The following is a 20,948-nucleotide window of genomic DNA, read 5'->3' as shown; positions in this document are numbered from 1 at the left end:
GCGCCGGCCGCCGCCCGTCGCCAGAGCGCGGGCGGCTCCGGCGGGGCGCGGTCTTCGGCCGCAAGCGCGGCGCGAGTTGACAGCTGTCAACTCGGCGCGGGGTCGACCTTCGCGCACCGCCGGGAGCGGCGGGCGCGCCCGCCGGAGCCGCCTTGCGCAGCGCTTTCCGCGGCGGCGCGGCCGGGGGCGCCGGGCGGTCGCCCAGGGCCCTGCGCGAAGGCCTGCCGTAACACTCTGAAACCTACCGCGCCTTGCCGCGGGATGGGAATTCGCTTAGAGGCTCCGGCCTGACGAGGAGACGGTGCGAGGAGCGGGGCATGGGCGGTCTGATGCAGGGCAAGCGCGGCCTGATCATGGGCGTCGCGAACGACAAGTCGCTCGCCTGGGGCATCTCGAAGGCCTGCGCCGACCAGGGCGCCGAGCTGGCCTTCACCTACCAGGGCGACGCGTTGAAGAAGCGGGTCGAGCCGCTGGCGGCCTCGGTCGGCTCGTCGCTGACGATGCCCTGCGACGTGACGGACGCGGCCTCGATCGACGCGACCTTCGCCGAGATCGAGAAGACCTGGGGCAAGCTGGACTTCCTGGTCCACGCCATCGGCTTCTCGGACAAGTCGGAGCTGCGCGGGCGCTACGTCGACACCTCGCCCGAGAACTTCAAGCTGACCATGGACGTCTCGGTCTACTCCTTCACCGCCGTCGCGCAGCGGGCGGAGAAGCTGATGACCGACGGCGGCTCGATGCTGACGCTGACCTATTACGGCGCCGAGCGGGTGATGCCCCATTACAACGTGATGGGCGTGGCGAAGGCGGCGCTCGAGGCCTCAGTGCGCTACATGGCCATGGACCTCGGGCCGAAGAACATCCGGGTGAACGCGATCTCCGCGGGCCCGATCAAGACGCTGGCGGCCTCGGGCATCGGCGACTTCCGCTACATCCTGAAGTGGAACGAGCTGAACTCGCCCCTGCGCCGCAACGTGACGATCGAGGACGTTGGCAAGTCGGGCCTCTACCTGCTGTCGGACCTCGGCTCGGGCGTGACGGGCGAGACGCATCACGTCGACGCCGGCTACCACGTGGTGGGCATGAAGGCCGAGGACGCGCCGGACATCGACGTCACCCAGGGCCGCAAGTCGGCCGACTGAGGCGCATCCGCCTCGCGTTTCCGGAAGTCACGCGCCGGTCCCGGCCTCCCCCGGACCGGCGCGCTTCGTTTCGGATCTTCGGACGTCGGCACGGAAGCGCCGCGCGAAGCGCCCGCCCGTCGCGCCCGTCGCGCCCGCGGCGCGGTCCCGGCGGAGCGCTCCGTGGCGGCCGCCGCCCGGGGCGCGACCTCGGCCCGGCGCCGCGGGCCGGACGCCCGACGCAAGCGCGCGCGTCGCGCGGCGCCTGCGCGTCCGGGTCCGGGCGCCCGGGCCGGCGGTCCTCGCCCCTCCGCTGACGCGCACGTCTTGCCCGCATCGGCGCAGGACGCTAGGGGACGGCGCATCGCCCGCCCCGCAGGAGATCCGCGCATGAGCCCGACCCACAGCCCCCTGCCCCACGAGAAGGGGTTCCACGTCAGCTGGGACCAGATCCACCGCGACAGCCGGGCGCTGGCCTGGCGGCTGGACAAGCGCGGCCCGGGCGAGGACGGGGCCTGGAAGGCGGTGGTGGCGATCACCCGCGGCGGCATGGCGCCGGCGATGATCGTGGCCCGCGAGCTCGACATCCGCATCGTCGACACGATCTCGGTCAAATCCTACAACCACCAGGCCCAGATGGACGCGCTGGTCCTGAAGGCCCCCGACGCCGAGCTGATGGGCGACGGCGAGGGCATCCTGGTGGTCGACGACCTGGTCGACAGCGGCAAGACGCTGGAGCTGTGCCGGCGCCTCTACCCCAAGGCCCATTTCGCCACCGTCTACGCCAAGCCCAAGGGCCGGCCGATGGTGGACACGTTCATCACCGAGGTCAGCCAGGACACCTGGATCTTCTTCCCCTGGGACATGGCGCTGCAGTACGTGGCCCCCTACCGCGGCGTCTGAGCCGGCCTGGCGCGCCGGCCGCCGGCGCGCCTGTCGGGACGATGCGGGAGGGTCGAGGGCGCGGCCCGGGCGTGGACGAAGCTCTTCGGGAAGACGCCCCAAAAACCCGCGCGCCGCGCTCCACCTGGAACGCGGCGCGCGCCGGCTCGATGATCCGGTCCTGAGAACCGTCGCCGGTCCGGGGGGCGCCAAATACTCGCCGGCGTCCGCGCCCCGAACAGGGTCCGGTCGGAAGGAGGCGGTCCCGCGGGCTTCCCCTAGCCCGCGGGACCTGAGCCGAACTTCAGTGCTTCGCCGTCTTGCCGCCACGGCGGAGATCTGAAAGCCCGGCGTTCCGGTGCGAGGATCGAGGCGCCGGACAGGGTCCGCAGCCTCGATCATCCTGTTCCGTCCGCTGCCGCCAGACGATCCCGTCGGCGTCGCCGCTGACAGAAATTCACCTGACGTTCATTTATGTCTAGCGCGATTCCCTCTCGCAGGCCAGCGTTTTCTTTGAAACGAAATGGGTATCCACCTCGGATGGCGAAACCAGAGCAAATGCAACTTTTAGTTGCAAGCCCTGACGTAGCGAAAGTTGCTAACGGAAAGCGAGTTTCCGTCAACGGATTCGGCGCCTTCGCCCCCCGGCCCGCCCCCGGGCGCGGGGGCCGAAAAAAAGCCGCGCCCGAGGGCGCGGCCAGTTCGACAGGGAGGAGTGCAGGCGCAGCCCATGTCGCGCCTGCAGGACGGACCATCGCGGAAAAAGGTTAACGCATCATGAGGCCGGCGCGGCGGACCTGCATCCCCGCCCCCCGCCGTCCGTTTTCGGGACCGCGCCGCCTTGACCCCGGCCGCGGCGGAACGGATGGTCTTGGCGCCGGACGCCCGCCGCGCAGTCGCGCGGGGCGGCCCGGCGCCCCCTCCCGACCCGGCGGAGCGGCGGCGCAAGCGCAGGAGACCCTCATGGGAGACATCGGCTGGTTCGCCTTCCTGATCGTCGGCATCGCCGCCGGCTGGATCGCCGAGAAGGTGCTGAAGCGCAATCACGGCCTGCTGACGAACCTGCTCGTGGGCGTCGTCGGCGCCTACCTGGGCGCGTACCTGTTCGGCGTCCTGGGCGTGGACCTGGGCAACGACTTCTTCGGCGCGCTCGCCACCGCCACGGCGGGCGCGGTGGCGCTTCTGGTGATCATCAACCTCGTCCGGCGCGCCTGACGCGCAGGCCCCGATGCGGGCCCGCACTCAGGCCCGCGACGCAGGTCCACGAACCCTTGGCAGGACAAACATGACCGACATTCTCGAGGCGGGGGGCGCCGCGCTGGCCCCGATGATCCGGGCGGGCGAGATCTCCGCCGTGGAGGTGATGCAGGCCCATCTCGACCGCATCGCCGCGGTGAACGAGGGCGTGACCGCGATCATCTCCCAGCGCGACCCGGAGGCGTGCCTCGCCGAGGCCCGCGCCGCCGACGCCGCCCGCGCGGCCGGCGAGCCCCTGGGCCCGCTGCACGGCCTGCCGATCGCGATCAAGGACCTGACGGCGACCAAGGGCCTGCTGACCACGATGGGCTCGCCGCTCTACGCCGACCTGGTGCCGGAGGCGGACTCGCCGATGGTCGCCCGCATCCGCGCCGCCGGGGCGCTGATCATCGGCAAGACCAACACGCCGGAGTTCGGGCTCGGCTCGCACACCATGAACCCGATCTTCGGCACGACGCTGAACCCCTGGGACCGCAGCCGCTCGGCCGGCGGCTCCTCGGGCGGGGCGGCGGTGGCGCTGGCGATGCGGATGCTGCCGATCGCCGACGGCTCGGACCAGATGGGCTCGCTGCGCAACCCGGCGGGGTGGAACAACGTCTTCGGCTTCCGCCCCTCCTGGGGACGGGTGGCGAACGACTCCAGCTTCGACCTCTACGCCCACCAGCTGTCGACCGAGGGGCCGATGGGCCGCTCGGTCGCCGACATGGCGCTGCTGCTGGACGTGCAGGCGGGCTACCAGCCCGAGGCGCCGCTCTCCCACGGCAAGCGCGACGTGTTCGTGCCGGGCCTGACCGCGGACGAGCCGCGCGACTGGGCCAAGGGCCTGCGCATCGGCTGGATCGGCGACTGGAACGGCGGCTGGCCGATGGAGGCCGGCATCCTCGAGACCTGCGAGGCGGCGCTCGAGGTCTTCACCCGCCTCGGCGCAGAAGTGGTCCCCCTGGTCCCCGACCACTCCCGCGAGGAGATGTGGGACAGCTGGAAGACCCTGCGCCACTGGGGCGTCGCCGCCCGCTCGGCCGCGGAATACGAGAACCCCGAGCGGCGCAAGCTGCTCAAGCCCGAGGCGATCTGGGAGATCGAGAACGGCCTGGCGCTCTCGGCGATGGACGTGCACCGCGCCACGGTCCAGCGCGCCCGCTGGCACCGCAAGCTGCTGCAGATCTTCGAGAGCGTGGACCTGCTGGCGATGCCGTCCGCCCAGGTCTGGCCGTTCCCGGCCGACCAGCGCTGGCCGCAGGAGGTGGCGGGCGTGAAGATGGACACCTACCACCGCTGGATGGAGTGCGTGCTGCCCACCTCGCTGGGCGGGCGCCCCGCGGTCTGCGTGCCGGCGGGCTTCGGCCCGGAGGGCTCCCCCGGCGCCGGCCTTCCGATAGGCCTGCAGCTGATGGGCGCCCCGCGCGGCGACCTCGAGGTCCTGCGCGCCGCCGCCGCCTTCGAGGCCGAGGCGACCTGGACCCGCCAGGCCCCGCCGGCCCTCGCCTGACCCCCACGCGCGGCGCCTGCCTCCGAGCGCAGGCGCCGCGTCGCCCCTCGCGCCCGTCGCCGCCGCCCCGCCCGCGGCGCGCCCCGGCGCCGGCGCATGGGGCCTCCCCCCGACGCCGCCGCCCCGTGCCCCTCGCCATCCGACGCGCCGGCCGCCCCACGCGCCCGGGCGCGCGGCCGGCGGCCGTCGCGAAGCGCCTGTTCTTCGGAGCCGTCTCTCGCTGATGCCGTAAAGAGCGACTCGTCCGCCGGGGTCAGGGATCGCGAAGCGACCCCGCGCCTGCGCGGGGCTTGTCCTTGACCCCGGCGGGCGAGTCGCTCAGGCATCAACAGCGAGAGACGGATCCGGAGGACAGGCGCGGGCCCCTGTTCTTTGGTGAGTCAGGAGCCCGCCGGAGGCTCCCTCCCTTCGAAAGAAAAGCGCGCCTTTGCGACAGGCCCAAGCCCGCCCGCAGGGCGCCTCCTCTCCGCCTCCCCGGCCTTACGACCAGGTGATCAGGTCCGGCTGGTCGTCCAGGTGCGGCGTCTCGTTGAAGCTCAGCAGGCTCAGCCGCTCCGCCCGTCCGGCGAGGCGCGTGTAGGAGCTGTTCTTCACCTGCATCTGCAGCCGCGCCGCCATCTCGGGGGGCGCGTGCATGATCGTGCGCACCATCTGCCCGATGGTGCCGCCCGAGGAGACGCAGAACACCGGCCGGTCCGTGCCCTCCGCCGCCTGGCGCAGGGCGTCGGCGACGTTGGCCTCGTAGTCCTTGAAGGACTGCGAGCCGTCGATCTCGCCGCGGTGCCAGGCCATCAGCGCCTGGACCATGGTGCGGTAGTAGGTCTTGCGGTCGGCCTTGTCGGGCGCGGGGTTCCCGCGCTCGATCCAGTCCCGGATCAGGCTGTCGGCGTCGTTCTCGTTGAAGCCCGAGTGCACGATCGGCTCCGGCGCGCCGCCGAGGCCCTCGGCGAGGGCCTCCGCGGTCTCGCGCTGGCGCTTGAGCGTGCCGACCATCATCCGCACCGGGCGGAGGTCGCGGGCGGCCAGCCACTCGCCCAGCATCCGCGCCTGGCGGATCCCGTGGTCGGAGAGCTTGTCGTAGTCGTCGGCCCCGAAGGAGGCCTGACCGTGGCGGATCAGCCAGACGTGGCTCATGCGCGGGTCTCCCTCTGCGCCGCGATCACGAGGGGTCCGCGCCCACGCGCACCAGCTGCTTGCCGAAGTTCTCGCCGCGCAGCAGGCCCAGGAAGGCCTCGGGCGCGTTCTCGAGCCCGTCGGTGACGGTCTCGCGGAACTTCACCTTGCCGGACTTCACCAGCGGGCCGACCTCGGCGAGGAAGTCGGGCAGCATGTCGATGTGGTCCGTGACGATGAAACCCTGGGCGCGCATCTTCTTGACCAGCAGCGAGCGCCAGATCCACGGCAGCTGGTTCTCGTCGCCCATGGTGTTGCCGGAGTAGAGCGAGATCATCCCGCAGATGGCGATGCGCCCGAACTCGCGCATGTTGGGGATCACGCCCTCCAGCGTCTTGCCGGCGACGTTCTCGAAATAGCAGTCGAAGCCGTTCGGCGCGGCCTCCTTCAGCAGCTTCGCCATCTCCTTGCCGTCGGCGGCGGCGCGGTGGTCGATGCAGGCGTCGGCGCCGAGCTCCTCGGTCACGTAGGCGCATTTGTCGGGCCCGCCGGCGACGCCGACCACGGTCATGCCCTTGATCTTGGCGAGCTGGGTGACCAGCGCGCCGACGGCGCCCGAGGCGGCGGAGACGCAGAGGCTTTCGCCCGGCTTGGCCGCGAGGATCCGGTTGAGGCCGACGTAGGCGGTGTGGCCCGGCATCCCCAGCACGCCCAGCGCGGTGGAGATCGGCGCGATGGAGGGATCGACCTTGCGCACGCCCTCGCCGGTCGAGAGCCCGTGCGTCGCCCAGCCGAGCCGGCCCACGACGATGTCGCCGGGCGCGTAGTCGGGGTGGTTGGACTCGACGACCTCGGAGACGGTGCCGCCTTCCATGGTGCCGCCGATCTCGACGGGCTTGGCGTAGGAGGGGCCGTCGTCCATCCGCCCGCGCATGTAGGGATCGAGCGAGAGCCACACGGTGCGGGCGAGGAACTCGCCGGCGCCGGGGGTCGGGGTCTCGGCTTCCTCGAGGCGGAAGTTGTCGGTGGTCGGCCAGCCCTTGGGGCGGCTGGCGAGCACGATGCGCTTCATGGCGGACATGAGGATCTCCCTGGGGCTCGCGCGGCATACTCGCGCGTATGTTGTCTAGGGCGGATAATGGCGACGGGGCGGGCGGGGATCAAGGGCGGCCGGGCGCCGCCGCCGCGGGGACGCCGCCGGCGGGGAGGCGCCGCGTCGGGCCGCGCGCCGGCCGCCCGGTTCCGCCCGCGGCGCAGGGCGGGCCGCGCGCACGGGGCGACCGGGGCCTGCGGCGGCCGTCGTGCAGGAAGGGCGGCCGGGGCGTCCGCCCCGCAGGGTCGGCGGGGCGCGTCGCGCGAACCGCAGGCGGGAACCCGGTTCCGGGGTTCCGGGGCCGGGCGCAGGGTTGACGGCCGCGGGGCGCGGGAGGGAGAGAGGGGGCGATCGCCGCCCCCTCTCTCCCTCCCGCCCGGGATCCGCCGATGTCCGCCGTCCCTTCCGCCTCCGACGCGCGCGCGCCCCGCGCCTCCGGCCACGTGTTCGTCGCCGCGAGCCTGGACGGGTTCATCGCCCGGCCCGACGGCTCGGTCGACTGGCTGGAGGTTCCGGGCGCGGAGGCGGAGGACCATGGCTACGACGCGTTCATGGCCGGGATCGACGGCCTGCTGATGGGGGCCGAGACCTTCCGCACGGTGCTGGGCTTCAGCGGCCCGGACCTCGGCGCCTGGCCCTACGCCAAGCCGGTGCGCGTGATTTCCCGCAGCCTGCGCCCGGCGGACCTGCCCGCGGCGCTGGCGGGTCGGGTCGAGCTCCTGCCCCTGCCCCCGCGCGAGGCGCTGGAGGCGGTCGCGGCCGAGGGCTGGCGGCGGGCCTATGTGGACGGCGGGCGGCTGGTGCAGGCGTTCCTGGCCGAGGGGCTGATCGAGGACCTGGTCCTGACCCGCATCCCGGTGCTGCTGGGCGCGGGGCGGCCGCTGCTCGGACCGGGGGCGGAGGTGCGGCTGGAGCATCTCGGCACGCGGGCCTTCCCCTCCGGCCTCGTGCAGTCGCGCTGGCGGGTCGCGCGGTGAGCGGCTTCGTCCTGCCGCCGCTGCGCCCGCTCGACTATGCGCCGCCGCCGGGGCTGCCGGTGATCCATGTCGACGCGCACCTGCTGGCGGTGGACAAGCCCTCGGGCCTGCTGACGGTGCCGGGGCGGGAGGCGGCGCTCGCCGACTGCGTGGCGGCGCGGGCCGAGGCCGCCTTTCCCGGCGCGCGGATCGTGCACCGGCTGGACATGGACACCTCCGGCGTCCTGGTGCTGGCCCGCACGCCCGAGGCCCAGCGCCACCTGGGCCTGCAGTTCGAGCGGCGCCATGCGGCGAAGCTCTACGAGGCGGTCGTCGCCGGCCTGCCGACGCAGGAGGCGGGGACCGTCGACCTGCCCCTCGCCACCGACTGGCCCGAGCGCCCGCGCCAGCGCCCGACGCCCGAGGGGCGGCGGGCGATCACCGAATGGGAGGTGCTGGCGCGCGATCCGAACGCCGCCCCGCGCGGCGCGGCGCGGCTCGCCCTGCGGCCGCTGACCGGGCGCAGCCACCAGCTTCGCGCGCACCTGCTGGCGATGGGCCACCCGATCCTGGGCGACGCGCTCTATGCCGACGACGCCGCCTATGCCGCCGCCCCCCGCCTGATGCTGCACGCGAGGCGGCTGGAGCTGCGCCACCCGGTGGGCGGCGCGCCCCTGACGCTGGAGGCGCCCTGCCCGTTCTGAGCGCGACCCGGCCGGGCCCGCCACTGGGGCGCCCGACGGCCGCCCGCCCGAGGCTCGCGACCGCGCGGCTCAGAACTTTCCGTGCCGCCCCTCGCCGCCGGCGAAGCGGCCGGCGCCGGCGACGGTCTCGCCGGTGGCGATGGTCGCGAGGCCGATCTCGAATTCGCGCGCCAGCGCGCCGGCCTCGTCCAGCCCCCATTGCGCGAGCGCCGAGGCGCGGTCGCCGCGCAGGCAGGCCTGGGGGAAGGCGGCGATCTCATGGGCGAGCGCCAGCGCCGTGGGCAGGGCCCGGCCAGGCTCGCAGACGCGGTTGGCGAGGCCGATCTCCTTCGCCTCGGGCGCATGCACGGGGCGGCCGGTCAGGATCAGGTCCATGGCGCGGGAGTGGCCGATCAGCCGCGGCAGGCGGAAGGTCCCCCCGTCGATCAGCGGCACCCCGAAGCGGCGGCAGTAGACGCCCAGCACCGCGTCCGAGGCCATCACCCGCAGGTCGCACCACAGGGCGAGCTCGAGCCCCCCCGCCACCGCCGGCCCCTCGATCGCGGCGATCACGGGCTTGGAGAGGGTCATGCGCGTGGGCCCCATCGGGCCGGGCCCGTCGGCGCGCATCTCACGCCGGTCGCCCTCGGCCAGCGCCTTGAGGTCGGCGCCCGCGCAGAAGCAGCTGCCCTCCCCCGTGAGGATCGCGACCGAGGCGGTCTCGTCCGCCTCGAAGGCCGCGAAGGCGTCGTGCAGGGCGAGCGCCGTGGCGGCGTCGACGGCGTTGCGCCGCTCCGGACGGTTGATGGCGATGACGGTCGCGGGGCCGTCGCGCAGGGTGGTGATGGTCATGTCGGTCCTCCCGTTTGCGGGGAGGATGCGCCGAAACCGGGGGCGGGCGCGAGGGGGCGCCCCCGCCTATTCGGCGGGGGTGCGGGGGTCTTGGGCCAGCGCCGCCTCCAGCTCCTGCGCCACGGCGGTGCGGGGGCGGGTGAAGCGGACCAGCAGGTCGTAGAGAACCGGGGTCAGGAACAGGGTCAGGACCGAGGCCGCGCCGAAGCCGCCGATGATCACCCAGCCGATGGCCGAGCGCGCCTCGGACCCCGCGCCGGTCGAGACCACCAGCGGCAGGGCGCCCAGCAGGGTCGAGATCACCGTCATCATCACCGGGCGCAGGCGGGCCACCGCGCCCTCGAGCGCGGCCTCGCGCACCGACATGCCCTCGTCGCGGAGCTGGTTGGCGAACTCGACGATGAGGATGCCGTTCTTGGCCATCAATCCTACGAGCAAGACCAATCCGACCTGGGTGTAGATGTTCAGCGACTGGTCGGTCAGCCACAGGGTCGCGAGCGCCCCGGACAGGCCCAGCGGCACCGTCATCAGGATCACCAGCGGATCCACGAAGCTCTCGAACTGGGCGGCGAGCACGAGGTAGACGACCAGCACCGCGAAGACGAAGGTCCACACCGCGCCGCCGGAGGTCTCCTGGTACTCGCGGCTCTGGCCGTCGAAGGCGATCTGGGCCTCGGGCGGCAGCACCTGCGCGGCGGCGGCCTGCACCGCGTCGATGGCCGCGCCCAGGTCCATGCCCTCGGCCAGCGAGCCGGAGATCTCGATGGCCGGCAGGCGGTTGAAGCGGGCGAGCTCGGGCGAGGCCGCGCCCTCGGACGAGCGCACCAGGGCCGAGATCGGCACCAGCGCGCCGGTGGAGCCGGAACGCACGTACATCGAGCCCAGGTCCTCGGCGGTGCGGCGCACGTCCTCGCGCGCCTGCAGGATCACCGGGTATTCGCGGCCCCGCTCGATCCAGCCCGTCACCTCGCGGCCGGCGAAGAAGGTCTGCAGCGTGGCGCCGATGTCCTCGATCGAGATGCCGAGGTCGTCGGCCAGCGCCCGGTCGACCTCGATGCGGAGTTCCGGCTGGGTCTCCTCGTAGTCGGTCTCGAGGTTCTCGAGGCCCTCGATGTTCTGCATCGCCTCCAGCAGCGTGGCGCTCCATTCCTGCACGGAGAGGAAGTCGGGCCCCAGCACCTTCACCTGCAACGGCGTGCGGGAACCGCGCAGGCCGAGGCCGGAGGGCTGGATCGGGAAGGCGCGGGCGCCGGGGATCGAGACCATCGGCCCGATCAGGCTGGAGACGATATCTTGGGAGGACCGCCGCCCGCTCTTCCAGTCCGCCAGCCGCACCACGACGAAGGCGCGGTGGGTCTCGCCCCGGAAGCCGACGATGGAGAAGATGCGGGTCGCCTCGCCGCTGTCGAGCAGGGGCTGGAGGCGCTTCTCGACCTCGCGCACCTCGCGGTCGGTGTAGGCGACGGTCGAGCCCTGGGGGGCGGTGACGGCGACGAAGAACACGCCGCGGTCCTCGCGGGGCGAGAGCTCGCGCGCCACCTGGCCGCTGAACCAGGCCGCCGAGCCGGCGATGGCGAGCGCCAGCGCCACCACCACCAGCGGATAGCCCAGCACCGCGCGCAGGGCGCCGCGGTAGACGGCCTCGGTCCGGCCCAGCAGCCAGTTCACCCCCCGCTCCAGCGCCCCGCCGGAGCCCTGGCGCAGGACGCGGTGGCAGAGCACCGGGGTCAGCGTCAGGGCGACGAGGGTCGAGAAGGCGACCGCCACCGCCATGACGATGCCGAACTCGGTGAACAGGCGCCCGACCTGCCCGTCGAGGAAGGAGATCGGCACGAAGACCGAGATCAGCGTGACCGAGGTGGCGATGACCGCGAAGACCACCTGGTTGGAGCCGCGCAGCGCGGCGGCGGCCGGGGGCTCGCCGCGCTCCACCCGGCGCTGGATGTTCTCCAGCACCACGATGGCGTCGTCGACCACGATGCCGATGGCGAGGATCAGGGCGAAGAGGGTCAGGATGTTGACCGAGAAGCCGAAGGCATAGATGCCCGCCACCGCGCCGATCAGGGCCACGGGGATTACCACGGCCGGCGCCAGCGTGGCGCGGGGACTGCCGAGGAAGAAGAAGATCACCAGCACGACCAGCCCGACGGCGATGGCCAGCGTCTTCAGCACCTCCTCGATCGAGGACTGGATGAAGACGGCGTCGTCGGAGCTGACGAAGATCTCCATCCCCTCGGGCAGCGTGGACTGGATGTGCTCCAGCTCCGTGCGCACGGCCTGGGAGATGGCGATGGTGTTCGCCTGGCTCTGGCGCGCGACGCCCAGGCCGATGGCGTTGCGCCCCTCGGAGCGGACCAGCGTCTCGTCGTTCTCGGAGCCGACGGAGACCTCGGCCACCTCGCCCAGGCGCACGGGCGTGCCGTCGACCATGGCGACGACCAGCTGGCGGAACTCGTCCGGGGTCTCCAGCCGGGTGGCGGCGCGGACCTGGAACCGGCGCCAGATCGAGACGACTTCGCCTGCCGGAAGCTCGACGTTGTTGGTGCGCAGGGCGGTGGCGATCTCGGTCGCGGTCAGGCGGCGGGCGGCCATCGCCGTGGGGTCGAGCGCCACGCGCATCGCGTAGCGCCGGTTGCCCCAGATGTTGACCGAGCTGACGCCGTCCAGCGTCGCCAGCCGGTCGATGATGTAGCGCTCGGCATAGTCGGTGATCTGCGGGGGCGTGTGCCGGTCCGAGACGATGGACAGGCGCATCACCGGGTCGGCGTCGGAGTCGTTCTTGTAGATCCGCGGCTCCTCGGCCTCCTCCGGCAGGCGGTTCATCACCCGGCCCACGGCCCCGCGGATGTCGTTGGCCGCCTCGTCCACGTTGCGGGAGGTGACGAAGGTCACCACGATGCGGCTGTCGCCCCGCTCGGACGAGGAGGCGATGCGCTCGACGCCGGCGACGCCCGCCACCGCGCTCTCGATCACCTCGGTGATCTGGGTGTCGATGACCGAGGGCGCGGCGCCGCGCCAGTTGGTCGAGATGGTGACGGTGGCCGCGTCCACGTCCGGCAGCTCGCGCACCGGCAGGCGGGTCAGCGAGACGAGGCCGATCACCACCACCAGCAGCGACAGGACCGCGGCGAAGACCGGGCGGCGGATGAAGAAGCCGGGAAGGGACATGGGCGCGCCCTCAGCCGGCGGAGGTGGGATCGGCGGCGCGCGCCTCGGGCGCGGCGGGGCCGGCATCGGTGCGCGGGGCCTCGCCCAGCACCCGCACGGGCGCGCCGTCGCGCACCTTCTGCACGCCGCGCACCACCACCCGCTCGCCGGCGACGAGGCCCTCGAGGATCTCGGCCTCCCCCGCCCGGCGGCCGCCCAGCGTGACCGCCCGGCGCTGCACCTTGTCGTCGGGGCCGACCACGTAGAGGTAGACCTCGCCCGCCTCGGTCACCAGCGCCTCCTCCGGCGCGATCACGCCGGGGCGGGATCCGAGGACCAGGTCGACCTGCATGAAGACGCCGGCCGGCAGGCGCAGGCCGGGGTTGTCGAAGCGCGCGCGCACCAGGAAGGCGCGCGAGACCTCGTCCACCCGGCGGTCGATGGCCTCGACCACGCCCTCGAAGGTCTCGTCGGGGAAGATGCGGGTGCGGGCGCGGACCGGGGCGCCGGCGCGGACGTCGCCGAAGAAGCGCTCGGGCACCATGAACTCGACGTCGAGCTGGGAGATGTCGTCGAGCGTGGCGACGGGGGTGGAGGAGGAGACGACGGCCCCCTCCTCGATCTCGGAGAAGCCGATCACCCCGCCGAAGGGGGCGCGCAGGATCATGTGGCCCAGGTCGGCGCGCGCGGAGTCGAGCCGCGCCTCGGCCCGCAGCATCTCGGCCTTGGCGCTGTCGTAGGTCGAGGCGGTGATGCGCCCCTGGTCCTGCAGCTGCACGGCGCGGTCGAAGGCGGCGCGGGCCTCGGCGAGCTCGGCCTGCACGACGGCCAGCGCCGCGCGCTCGGAGCCGTCGTCGAGGGTGGCGAGGGGCTCGTCGGCCTCCACCGGGTCGCCGTCGCGGAACTGGATGGCGGTGACCCGCCCGCCGACCGAGAAGCGCAGCTCGACCGAGCGCAGCGCGCGCCCGGTGCCGACGGCCGAGACCACGCGCTCGACCTCGCCGGCCTGCGCCTCGGCCACCACCACGCCGGGGGCGGGCCGGGCGCGGGACTGCGCCTCGGCCTGCTCCTGCTGCGACTGCTGGTGGATGAACCAGCCTGCGCCGCCGGCGAGCACGGCGAGAACGAGGAGCTGTCTTGCGATCGAGGCCATTCACGAAGTCCGGAGAGGAGACGGGCGCCGCGGGCGGCGATTCCGCCCGGCGCGGGGTCGAATCAAGCGCGGTCCGCGGCGCCGCGGCAAGCGCATTCTTCCTGACGCCTTATCGCATTCCCGCGAGGGCCGCGCCCCCGGCGACGCCGGGACCGCGCGCCCTGCCCGCGGCGACGCCTCGCAGGCGAGTCGCCGAAGCCCCCGACACGGCCCGCGGACCGGGCGGATTCCCCCCTTCCAGACGTTTCCTGCCGCAACGTCGTCATCTATTTGCAATGCTCCGGGCGATGGGTCGTCGGCGCCTGCAAGGCCTTGATCCGAAATGCGCCAATTGCTTCCCCAACGTCATCGAATGGGGCCCCGTTAACGTCGTCGGCCCCGGTCCAGGAACAGAAGGCCATTTCATTTTCTGTTAATCGCGGCTATGAATGGTGCCCTAGTCGTGTTGTCGAGTAACGCGGCGACGCCCGATCCATACTGGGGCAGGTTTGGATCCAGGCGTCGACTGTGGGGTGTCAAGCGTCAGCGTCAGTGAGTCGAGTTCGCACCGTCGGGGGGGTCCCGTCGGGGCTGGGGACATGCTTGCGCTGCTGGCTGATGGTCTGAATCGCTCGGCGCGGCATAGCGATCACGGGGATCTGCTGTGACCTACGGCTATCATTCATACGGCTCCTCCTGGGGGTCTTCTTCAAGCTATTGCGGGTCCTACTCGGGCTATGGCTCCGGCTATGGCGGACATGGGTCGAGCTACGGCGGGTCGAAAGGCGGCTGGGGCGGGTCCAAGGACTATTCCTGGGGCGGCTCCAAGGACTACGGCTGGGGCGGTTCCGACTACTGCGGTTCCAAGGGCGGCTACGGCGGGTCGAAGGAGTACGGCTGGGGCGGCTCGAAGGGCGGCTACGGCGGCTCGAAGGACCACTCCTGGGGCGGATCCAAGGACTGGGGCTGGGGCGGCTCCAAGGGCGGCTGCGCCCCTGACGACACGCCCCCCAGCGGCGGCGTCGAGATCGGCGAGGAGGGCGCCTCCTGCCACTTCACCATCTCTTCGGGCGGCGTGACCCTGATCGTCACCGTCACCGAGATGGGCGACAACGCGCTGAAGTTCGACATCGCCGTGGCCGACGACAGCGCCCGCATCGGCGACCTGCGCGGCATCTTCTTCAACGTCGACGACTCCGTCGAGGGCGACCTGTTCGTCTACTCCGGCGACGACGTGACGGATTCCAAGTTCGGCCACGGCAGCGTGAACGACCTGGGCAACGGCGTGAACGTGAAGGGCCCGGGCGGCGGCTACGACGTCGGCGTCGAGTTCGGGACCTCCGGCATCGGCAAGGACGACATCCGCTCGACCAGCTTCATCCTCGCCAACGGCTCGGGCACGCTCAGCCTCGCGGACCTGGCCAACCAGGACGTCGCCGCGCGCCTGACCTCGGTCGGCGAGGAGGGCGGCTCCCGCGAAGACTCGATCAAGATCGTCGGCGAGACCGGCGACCTGGATTGCGACACGTTCAACAACGAATCGTCCCCGGTGCCCTTCGACGACGCGGGCATGGTCTGCGCCGGCGAGACCACCACGATCGACGTGCTGGCCAACGACACCGACCCGGGCGAGACCGACTTCGGCCCCGAGGACAACTGGGGCCTGACCCTGACCGCGGTCTACGACGCCAACGACGTGCCCGTGAACCTCGTCGAGGGCGAGTGGATCACGCTCGCCAGCGGCGCGCGGGTGACCCTTTCGGGCGACCAGCTGGTCTACGACTCGGCCGGCGCCTTCGACGACCTGCTGGTCGGCACGACCACGACCGACACCTTCACCTACGCGGTGATCGATTCGGACGGCGCGCCGGGCTTCGCGGACGTCACCGTCACCATCGGCGGCAACCTCAACCTGGTCGACACCATCGGCAACGCCGACCCGGCGCTGGTCACGATGGACATCGACCAGGTGATCTCGTCGATCACCGGGCGGCTGACCAACATCGTCACGCTCGACTTCTCGGGCGCGCTCGACGGGCTCGACGGCGTCTACACCCACGCCTACTGCGTCGACCGCACGACCCCGGCGAACCTGCTGCTGACCGGCGCGCAGGTGTACGACTCGACCGATCCGGGCTCGCTCCCGGCCGGGCTGGTCGACAAGCCCGACATGCTCGACGAGGTGAACTGGGTCCTGAACCAGGACTTCGAGAGCACCTACTCGCTCACCGACGTGCAGTCGGCGATCTGGGCCCTGATCGACGACGCCGGCGGCGTCGACGTGCTTCCGCGCCAGGCCGGCGTGCAGCTCAGCGCGGGCGCCCAGGCGATCTACACCGAGGCGCTGCTGCACGACGGCTTCGTGGTCGACCAGCACAACCCGGACGCCGACGTGAAGGGCATGATCTTCCTTCCGGTCGACTCGGCCGGCGAGGAGAACGGTCAGGCCTTCATCATCGGCTTCGATCTCGAAAGCTGCGAAGACTACATGATGTGAGGACCGCCCCGGCGGGCGCGATGCCGCGCGTCCGTCGGGGTTTCGCGACCCCGGCGTCGATGCATGACGGTTGCCTAACGTCATCCGACGCTGCTATCATCACCCCGCACATCGAAAAGGAGTGGGGCCTTGACGATCCGTTCAGCGTTCATCGCTGTTTTCCTGGCGCTTTCGCCGGTTCTGGCCGCGGCCGCTCCGACCGCGATCTACCAGGTGCCGATTCTCGACGAGACGCAGGATTTCGACGCGAGCGACTACGGCAGCGTCGCCGAGGGTCTGACCGCGCCGTTCTTCCGCAGCTGGCAGTTCGACAACACCGGCGCCACCCCGTCGCCCTATGACCTTGATTACTGGGTCACCATCGACTCGTTCTTCTACGACGCGACCGAGGGCACGAACGTCCAGTTCTACGTCTCGACGGTCGAGGGCGACTTCAGCACCTCGGTGCTGACCCTGTTCGACGGGACCTTCAACACCGATACCGGCGGCACCTTCGGCCTGATGAAGACCTTCGCCGCGCTGGGGCAGACCGACTACTTCCTGAACCTGGCGGCCGACCAGTGGAAGGGCACGATGGACTTCGCGCTGACCGCCCGCGTCGCCCCCGTCCCGGTCCCCGCCGCCCTGCCGCTGCTGGCGGCCGGCCTCGGCGGACTGGCGCTGGTCGCCCGCCGCCGCCGCCGCGGCTGACGCCGACCCGCGCGCCGCGACGCAGGATCCGCCGCCCGCCCCGACGCCCGGGGCGGGCGGTTTTCTTTTGCGCGCTCCCCGCCCGCTTGGGGGTTGCGCCCCCCCCGCCCGAGGGTCTTATCTGTGTCGCCCGGGCGCCCGCGCCATGCGCGCCGCCCGTGCGGACCGAACAAGGAGAGCGATGTGGAACTCAAGGGGTCTCGCGTCATCGCCGCGCCCCGCGCCGCCGTCTGGGCCGCGCTGAACGACCCGGACGTGCTCGGCGCCTGCATCCCGGGCTGCCAGGAGCTGACCGGCAGCCCCGAGGAGGGGTTCGCCGCCACGGTCGTTCAGAAGGTCGGCCCCGTGAAGGCGACCTTCAAGGGCGAGGTGACGCTCGAGGACGTGGTCGAAGGCGAGAGCTACCGGATCGTGGGCGAGGGCAAGGGCGGCGCCGCCGGCTTCGCCAAGGGCGCCGCCGCCGTGAAGCTGACCGAGGTCAGCGAGACCGAGACGCAGCTCGACTACGACGTCGAAGCCAAGGTGGGGGGCAAGCTCGCGCAGCTGGGCTCGCGCATCATCGACGGCTTCGCCAAGCAGATGGCCGACAAGTTCTTCGGCAACTTCCAGAAGGTGGTCGAAGGCGGCGGAGAGGAAGAGGCCGGTCCCGAGGACATGCTCGAGGCCCCGGCCGAGGAGAAACGCGGCTGGCTGAAGAAGCTGATCGGCTGAGCGCCGGTCGGCGGCTGCGGCCGGCGCGGATACGAGCGAGCGAAAACGCCAGCAAGACGGGGAGAACGCGGCGATGCCGACGATTTCGATGACGGTGAACGGCAAGACCGTTTCCGGCGAGGCGGAGGGGCGCACCCTCCTGGTCAGCTTCCTGCGCGAGCAGCTCGGCCTGACCGGAACCCACGTGGGCTGCGACACCTCCCAGTGCGGCGCCTGCGTGGTGCACGTGAACGGGGAGAGCGTGAAGGCCTGCACGATGTTCGCCGCCGAGGCCGAGGACGCCCAGGTGACGACGATCGAGGGCATGGCGAACCCGGACGGCACGCTGGGCGTGATCCAGCAGGCCTTCCAGGACAACCACGGCCTGCAGTGCGGTTTCTGCACCCCCGGCATGGTGATGACCGCCGCCGACCTGCTGAAGAACAATCCCAACCCGTCCGAGGCCGAGGTGCGCCACTACCTCGAGGGCAACCTCTGCCGCTGCACGGGCTACCACAACATCGTCAAGTCGATCCTCGCCGCCGCCGCCACCCTGCGCGGCGAGCAGGTCGCGGCCGAGTAAGGGAGACGCGGACATGTACGCCTTCGAGTTCGTGAAGCCCAAGTCGCTGGCCGAGGCGATCGAGGCCCTGCAGGCCGAGGAGGCCCAGCCCCTGGGCGGCGGCCAGACCCTGATCCCGACCCTGAAGCAGCGCCTGGCGATGCCCGGCAGCCTGGTGAGCCTCGCGGGCCTGCCGGAGCTGGTCGGCATCTCGGCCTCCGGCGGGGTGCTGAGCGTGAAGGGCGCAACCACCCACGGCGCGGTCGCGGCCCAGACCGACTTCCCCGCGCTGGCGGCGCTCGCCGGCAAGATCGGCGACCCCGCGGTGCGCCACCGCGGCACCATGGGCGGCAGCATCGCCAACAACGATCCCGCCGCCTGCTATCCCTCGGCGGCGCTGGCCTGCGGGGCGACCATCGTCGCCGCCGGCAAGGACGGCACGCGGGAGATCGCGGCCGACGACTACTTCCAGGGCCTGTTCGCCACGGCGCTCGAGGAAGGGGAGATCGTCACCGAGATCCGCTACCCCATCCCCCAGGCCGCGAACTACCAGAAGTTCGAGCAGCCGGCCTCGCGCTTCCCGCTGGTGGGCGTGTTCGTCGCGAAGTTCGCCGACAAGGTGGGCGTCGCGGTGACCGGCGCCGGCGAGAACGGCGTCTTCCACTGGGAGGAGGCCGAGGCGGCCCTGGCCGGCAGCTTCTCGCCCGACGCGGTCGACGGGCTGACGGTGTCGGCCGACGGGCTGATGGGCGACATCCACGCCACGCCCGAGTATCGCGCCCACCTGATCAAGGTGCTGACCAAGCGCGCGGTCGCGGCCTGCGCCTGATCCATCGGGCCGCCGGATCCCCCCGGCGGCCCGGTCTCGATGACCCGTTTCCCATGCATTGCGCCCGTGCGGCCCGGCGGCTATCGAAGGGACGCCGCGCCGCGGGGGCCCGTAGCTCAACGGTCAGAGCAGACCGCTCATAACGGTTTGGTTGCAGGTTCGAATCCTGCCGGGCCTACCAATGCGACCGACTTTTCCCCGGTCCGGCGACGCGCCGTCAGGCGTTGCGCGCACGGAGCGGGCGCCTACCTCAGGACCTGCAAGCGCGCCCAGACGGGCGGCCAGCCGGCCCTGCTCTCCGAAACCGGGAGGACCCCCCGATGAACTATCCCGATACGCAGCTGCTGATCGACGGCGAATGGCGCGGCGGCGTCGAGGACCGCTGGATCGACGTGGTCGATCCCGCCACGGACGAGGTGATCGGCCGCGTGGCGCACGCCACCAAGGCTGACCTGGACGCGGCGCTGAAGGCGGCGAAGCTCGGCTTCGCGACCTGGTCGGGCATCTCGGCCTATGACCGCGCGAAGATGATGCGCAAGGCGGCCGACAACCTGCGCGCCCGCGCCGACGAGATCGCCTACATGATGACCCGCGAGCAGGGCAAACCGCTCGTCGAGGCCAAGGGCGAGGTCATGGCCGGCGCCGACGTCATCGACTGGTTCGCCGAGGAAGCCCGCCGCACCTACGGCCTGCTGATCCCCGCGCGCGCGCCGGGCGTGACGCAGCTGGCGATGAAGCTGCCCGTCGGCCCCGTCGCGGCCTTCACGCCCTGGAACTTCCCGATCAACCAGGTGGTGCGCAAGCTGTCGGCGGCGCTGGCCACCGGCTGCTCGATCATCGTGAAGGCGCCGGAGGAGACCCCGGCCTCGCCGGCCGCGCTCATCAAGGCCTTCCAGGACGCGGGCATCCCCGCGGGCGTGATCAACCTGGTCTACGGCGTCCCCGCCGAGATCTCGGAGTACCTGATCCCGCACCCGGTGATCCGCAAGATCACCTTCACCGGCTCGACCCCCGTGGGCAAGATGCTGGCGGGCCTCGCCGGCCAGCACATGAAGCGCGCCACGATGGAGCTGGGCGGCCACGCGCCGGCGATCGTCTTCGACGACGCCGACCTCGCGACCGCCACCAAGCAGCTGGTCGCCTTCAAGACCCGCAACGCCGGGCAGGTCTGCATCTCGCCGACCCGCTTCCTGGTGCAGGAGAAGGTCTACGACAAGTTCGTGGCCGACTTCACCTCGGCCTACGGCGCCACCGTGGTGGGCAACGGGCTCGAGAAGGACACCGCCATGGGGCCGCTGGCCAACGAGCGCCGGATCCCGGCGATCGACGGCATGGTGCAGGACGCCCGCGAGAAGGGCGCCGAGATCACCACCGGCGGCGAGCGCATCGGCAACGTGGGCAACTTCTACCAGCCCACCGTGATCGCGGGCGCGCCCCTCGACAGCCGGATCATGAACGAGGAGCCCTTCGGCCCCGTCGCCGTGATCAACCGCTTCAAGGACCTCGACGAGGTGGTGGAGGAGGCGAACCGCCTGCCCTTCGGCCTCGCGTCCTACGCCTACACCGGCTCGTCCACGACGGCGCAGAAGCTGGGCGTGGCGGTCGAGGCGGGCATGACCTCGATCAACCACATCGGCCTGGCCCTGCCCGAGGTTCCCTTCGGCGGCGTGAAGGACTCGGGCTACGGCTCCGAGGGCGGGGCCGAGGCGGTCGAGCCCTACCTGGTGACCAAGTTCGTCACGACCCTGGCCTGAGCCGGGACGCGACGCGACGCGCAAGGAACGCCCGGCGGGAGACCGCCGGGCGTTTCGCGTTCCGCCCCTCCACGGTCGTTGATTCCGACGATCCCCCGGGGCGCCGGAGCGCGCCAACCTGCGGCCAGTCCCGCGCGACAATTTGCGGTCTCCGCGCGTCGCCTAGCGGAACGCATCGCCATTGCACCCCGGCGCCCGCCC

General features: G+C 72.0%; 17 protein-coding genes and 1 tRNA gene. 13 read left to right on the top strand and 5 right to left on the bottom strand.

All coding sequences use genetic code 11. The features are described 5' to 3' along the window. Positions 1–317 precede the first annotated feature (317 nt). The 4 genes from fabI to P2H44_RS17065 all read left to right on the top strand — a co-directional run bounded on the left by fabI (position 318) and on the right by P2H44_RS17065 (position 4,749). Positions 318–1,142: an enoyl-ACP reductase FabI gene (gene fabI / locus P2H44_RS17080; protein ID WP_275765273.1), complete on the top strand. Its 825-nt coding sequence runs from the start codon at positions 318–320 to the stop codon at positions 1,140–1,142. A gap of 369 nt (positions 1,143–1,511) precedes the next feature. Continuing rightward, positions 1,512–2,024, top strand: coding sequence for a xanthine phosphoribosyltransferase (gene gpt, locus P2H44_RS17075; RefSeq protein WP_275765272.1), 513 nt, complete (start codon positions 1,512–1,514; stop codon positions 2,022–2,024). Positions 2,025–2,966: 942 nt separating this feature from the next. Then, on the top strand, positions 2,967–3,218 hold the full coding sequence (locus P2H44_RS17070) for a GlsB/YeaQ/YmgE family stress response membrane protein (protein WP_275765271.1): 252 nt from the start codon (positions 2,967–2,969) through the stop codon (positions 3,216–3,218). A gap of 70 nt (positions 3,219–3,288) precedes the next feature. Next, positions 3,289–4,749, top strand: coding sequence for an amidase (locus tag P2H44_RS17065; protein ID WP_275765269.1), 1,461 nt, complete (start codon positions 3,289–3,291; stop codon positions 4,747–4,749). Between the two features lie 480 nt (positions 4,750–5,229). On the opposite strand, the gene P2H44_RS17060 is transcribed toward P2H44_RS17065, so the two are convergent. Both P2H44_RS17060 and P2H44_RS17055 read right to left on the bottom strand, forming a co-directional pair. Continuing rightward, positions 5,230–5,883, bottom strand: a complete 654-nt coding sequence (locus P2H44_RS17060) for a histidine phosphatase family protein (protein WP_275765268.1) — start codon at positions 5,881–5,883, stop codon at positions 5,230–5,232. 25 nt (positions 5,884–5,908) lie between these two features. Continuing rightward, positions 5,909–6,943: an NADP-dependent oxidoreductase gene (locus P2H44_RS17055; protein ID WP_275765267.1), complete on the bottom strand. Its 1,035-nt coding sequence runs from the start codon at positions 6,941–6,943 to the stop codon at positions 5,909–5,911. Between the two features lie 401 nt (positions 6,944–7,344). Between P2H44_RS17055 and P2H44_RS17050 the strand changes: the two genes are divergently transcribed. Next, positions 7,345–7,932 carry a dihydrofolate reductase family protein gene (locus P2H44_RS17050; protein ID WP_275765266.1) on the top strand — a complete coding sequence of 196 codons (588 nt, stop codon included), beginning with the start codon at positions 7,345–7,347 and terminating at the stop codon, positions 7,930–7,932. Further along, entirely contained in the window at positions 7,929–8,615 is a 687-nt protein-coding gene (locus tag P2H44_RS17045) for an RluA family pseudouridine synthase (protein WP_275765264.1), read from the top strand. Before P2H44_RS17050 ends, P2H44_RS17045 begins: the two co-directional genes overlap by 4 nt. A gap of 69 nt (positions 8,616–8,684) precedes the next feature. Here the strand turns inward: P2H44_RS17045 and P2H44_RS17040 are convergent, their stop codons facing one another. From P2H44_RS17040 to P2H44_RS17030, 3 genes are all read right to left on the bottom strand, one after another. Beyond that, positions 8,685–9,446 carry a crotonase/enoyl-CoA hydratase family protein gene (locus P2H44_RS17040; RefSeq protein ID WP_275765263.1) on the bottom strand — a complete coding sequence of 254 codons (762 nt, stop codon included), beginning with the start codon at positions 9,444–9,446 and terminating at the stop codon, positions 8,685–8,687. Between the two features lie 66 nt (positions 9,447–9,512). Next, positions 9,513–12,614, bottom strand: a complete 3,102-nt coding sequence (locus tag P2H44_RS17035) for an efflux RND transporter permease subunit (protein WP_275765262.1) — start codon at positions 12,612–12,614, stop codon at positions 9,513–9,515. A 10-nt stretch (positions 12,615–12,624) separates the two neighbouring features. Then, the gene (locus tag P2H44_RS17030; protein ID WP_275765261.1) at positions 12,625–13,746 is read right to left on the bottom strand and encodes an efflux RND transporter periplasmic adaptor subunit; all 1,122 of its coding nucleotides are present in this window, start codon (positions 13,744–13,746) and stop codon (positions 12,625–12,627) included. A gap of 643 nt (positions 13,747–14,389) precedes the next feature. Between P2H44_RS17030 and P2H44_RS17025 the strand changes: the two genes are divergently transcribed. From P2H44_RS17025 to P2H44_RS16995, 7 genes are all read left to right on the top strand, one after another. Beyond that, on the top strand, positions 14,390–16,222 hold the full coding sequence (locus tag P2H44_RS17025; protein WP_275765260.1) for a hypothetical protein: 1,833 nt from the start codon (positions 14,390–14,392) through the stop codon (positions 16,220–16,222). Positions 16,223–16,351: 129 nt separating this feature from the next. Then, on the top strand, positions 16,352–16,912 hold the full coding sequence (locus P2H44_RS17020; RefSeq protein ID WP_275765259.1) for a VPLPA-CTERM sorting domain-containing protein: 561 nt from the start codon (positions 16,352–16,354) through the stop codon (positions 16,910–16,912). A gap of 183 nt (positions 16,913–17,095) precedes the next feature. Beyond that, a complete protein-coding gene (locus tag P2H44_RS17015) occupies positions 17,096–17,623 on the top strand; it encodes a CoxG family protein (protein ID WP_275765257.1) in 528 nt (175 codons plus the stop codon). A 73-nt stretch (positions 17,624–17,696) separates the two neighbouring features. Next, positions 17,697–18,185, top strand: coding sequence for a (2Fe-2S)-binding protein (locus P2H44_RS17010; protein ID WP_275765255.1), 489 nt, complete (start codon positions 17,697–17,699; stop codon positions 18,183–18,185). A gap of 13 nt (positions 18,186–18,198) precedes the next feature. After that, positions 18,199–18,993, top strand: a complete 795-nt coding sequence (locus tag P2H44_RS17005; protein WP_275765254.1) for an FAD binding domain-containing protein — start codon at positions 18,199–18,201, stop codon at positions 18,991–18,993. A gap of 105 nt (positions 18,994–19,098) precedes the next feature. Next, positions 19,099–19,174 (top strand) — tRNA-Ile (locus P2H44_RS17000). 139 nt (positions 19,175–19,313) lie between these two features. Continuing rightward, entirely contained in the window at positions 19,314–20,747 is a 1,434-nt protein-coding gene (locus P2H44_RS16995; RefSeq protein WP_275765253.1) for an NAD-dependent succinate-semialdehyde dehydrogenase, read from the top strand. Positions 20,748–20,948: the final 201 nt, after the last annotated feature.

This window comes from Albimonas marina, from assembly GCF_029223255.1.
In the GTDB taxonomy this organism is placed as follows: Bacteria; Pseudomonadota; Alphaproteobacteria; order Rhodobacterales; family Rhodobacteraceae; genus Albimonas.
This window is presented reverse-complemented; position numbering and strand designations above follow the sequence as displayed.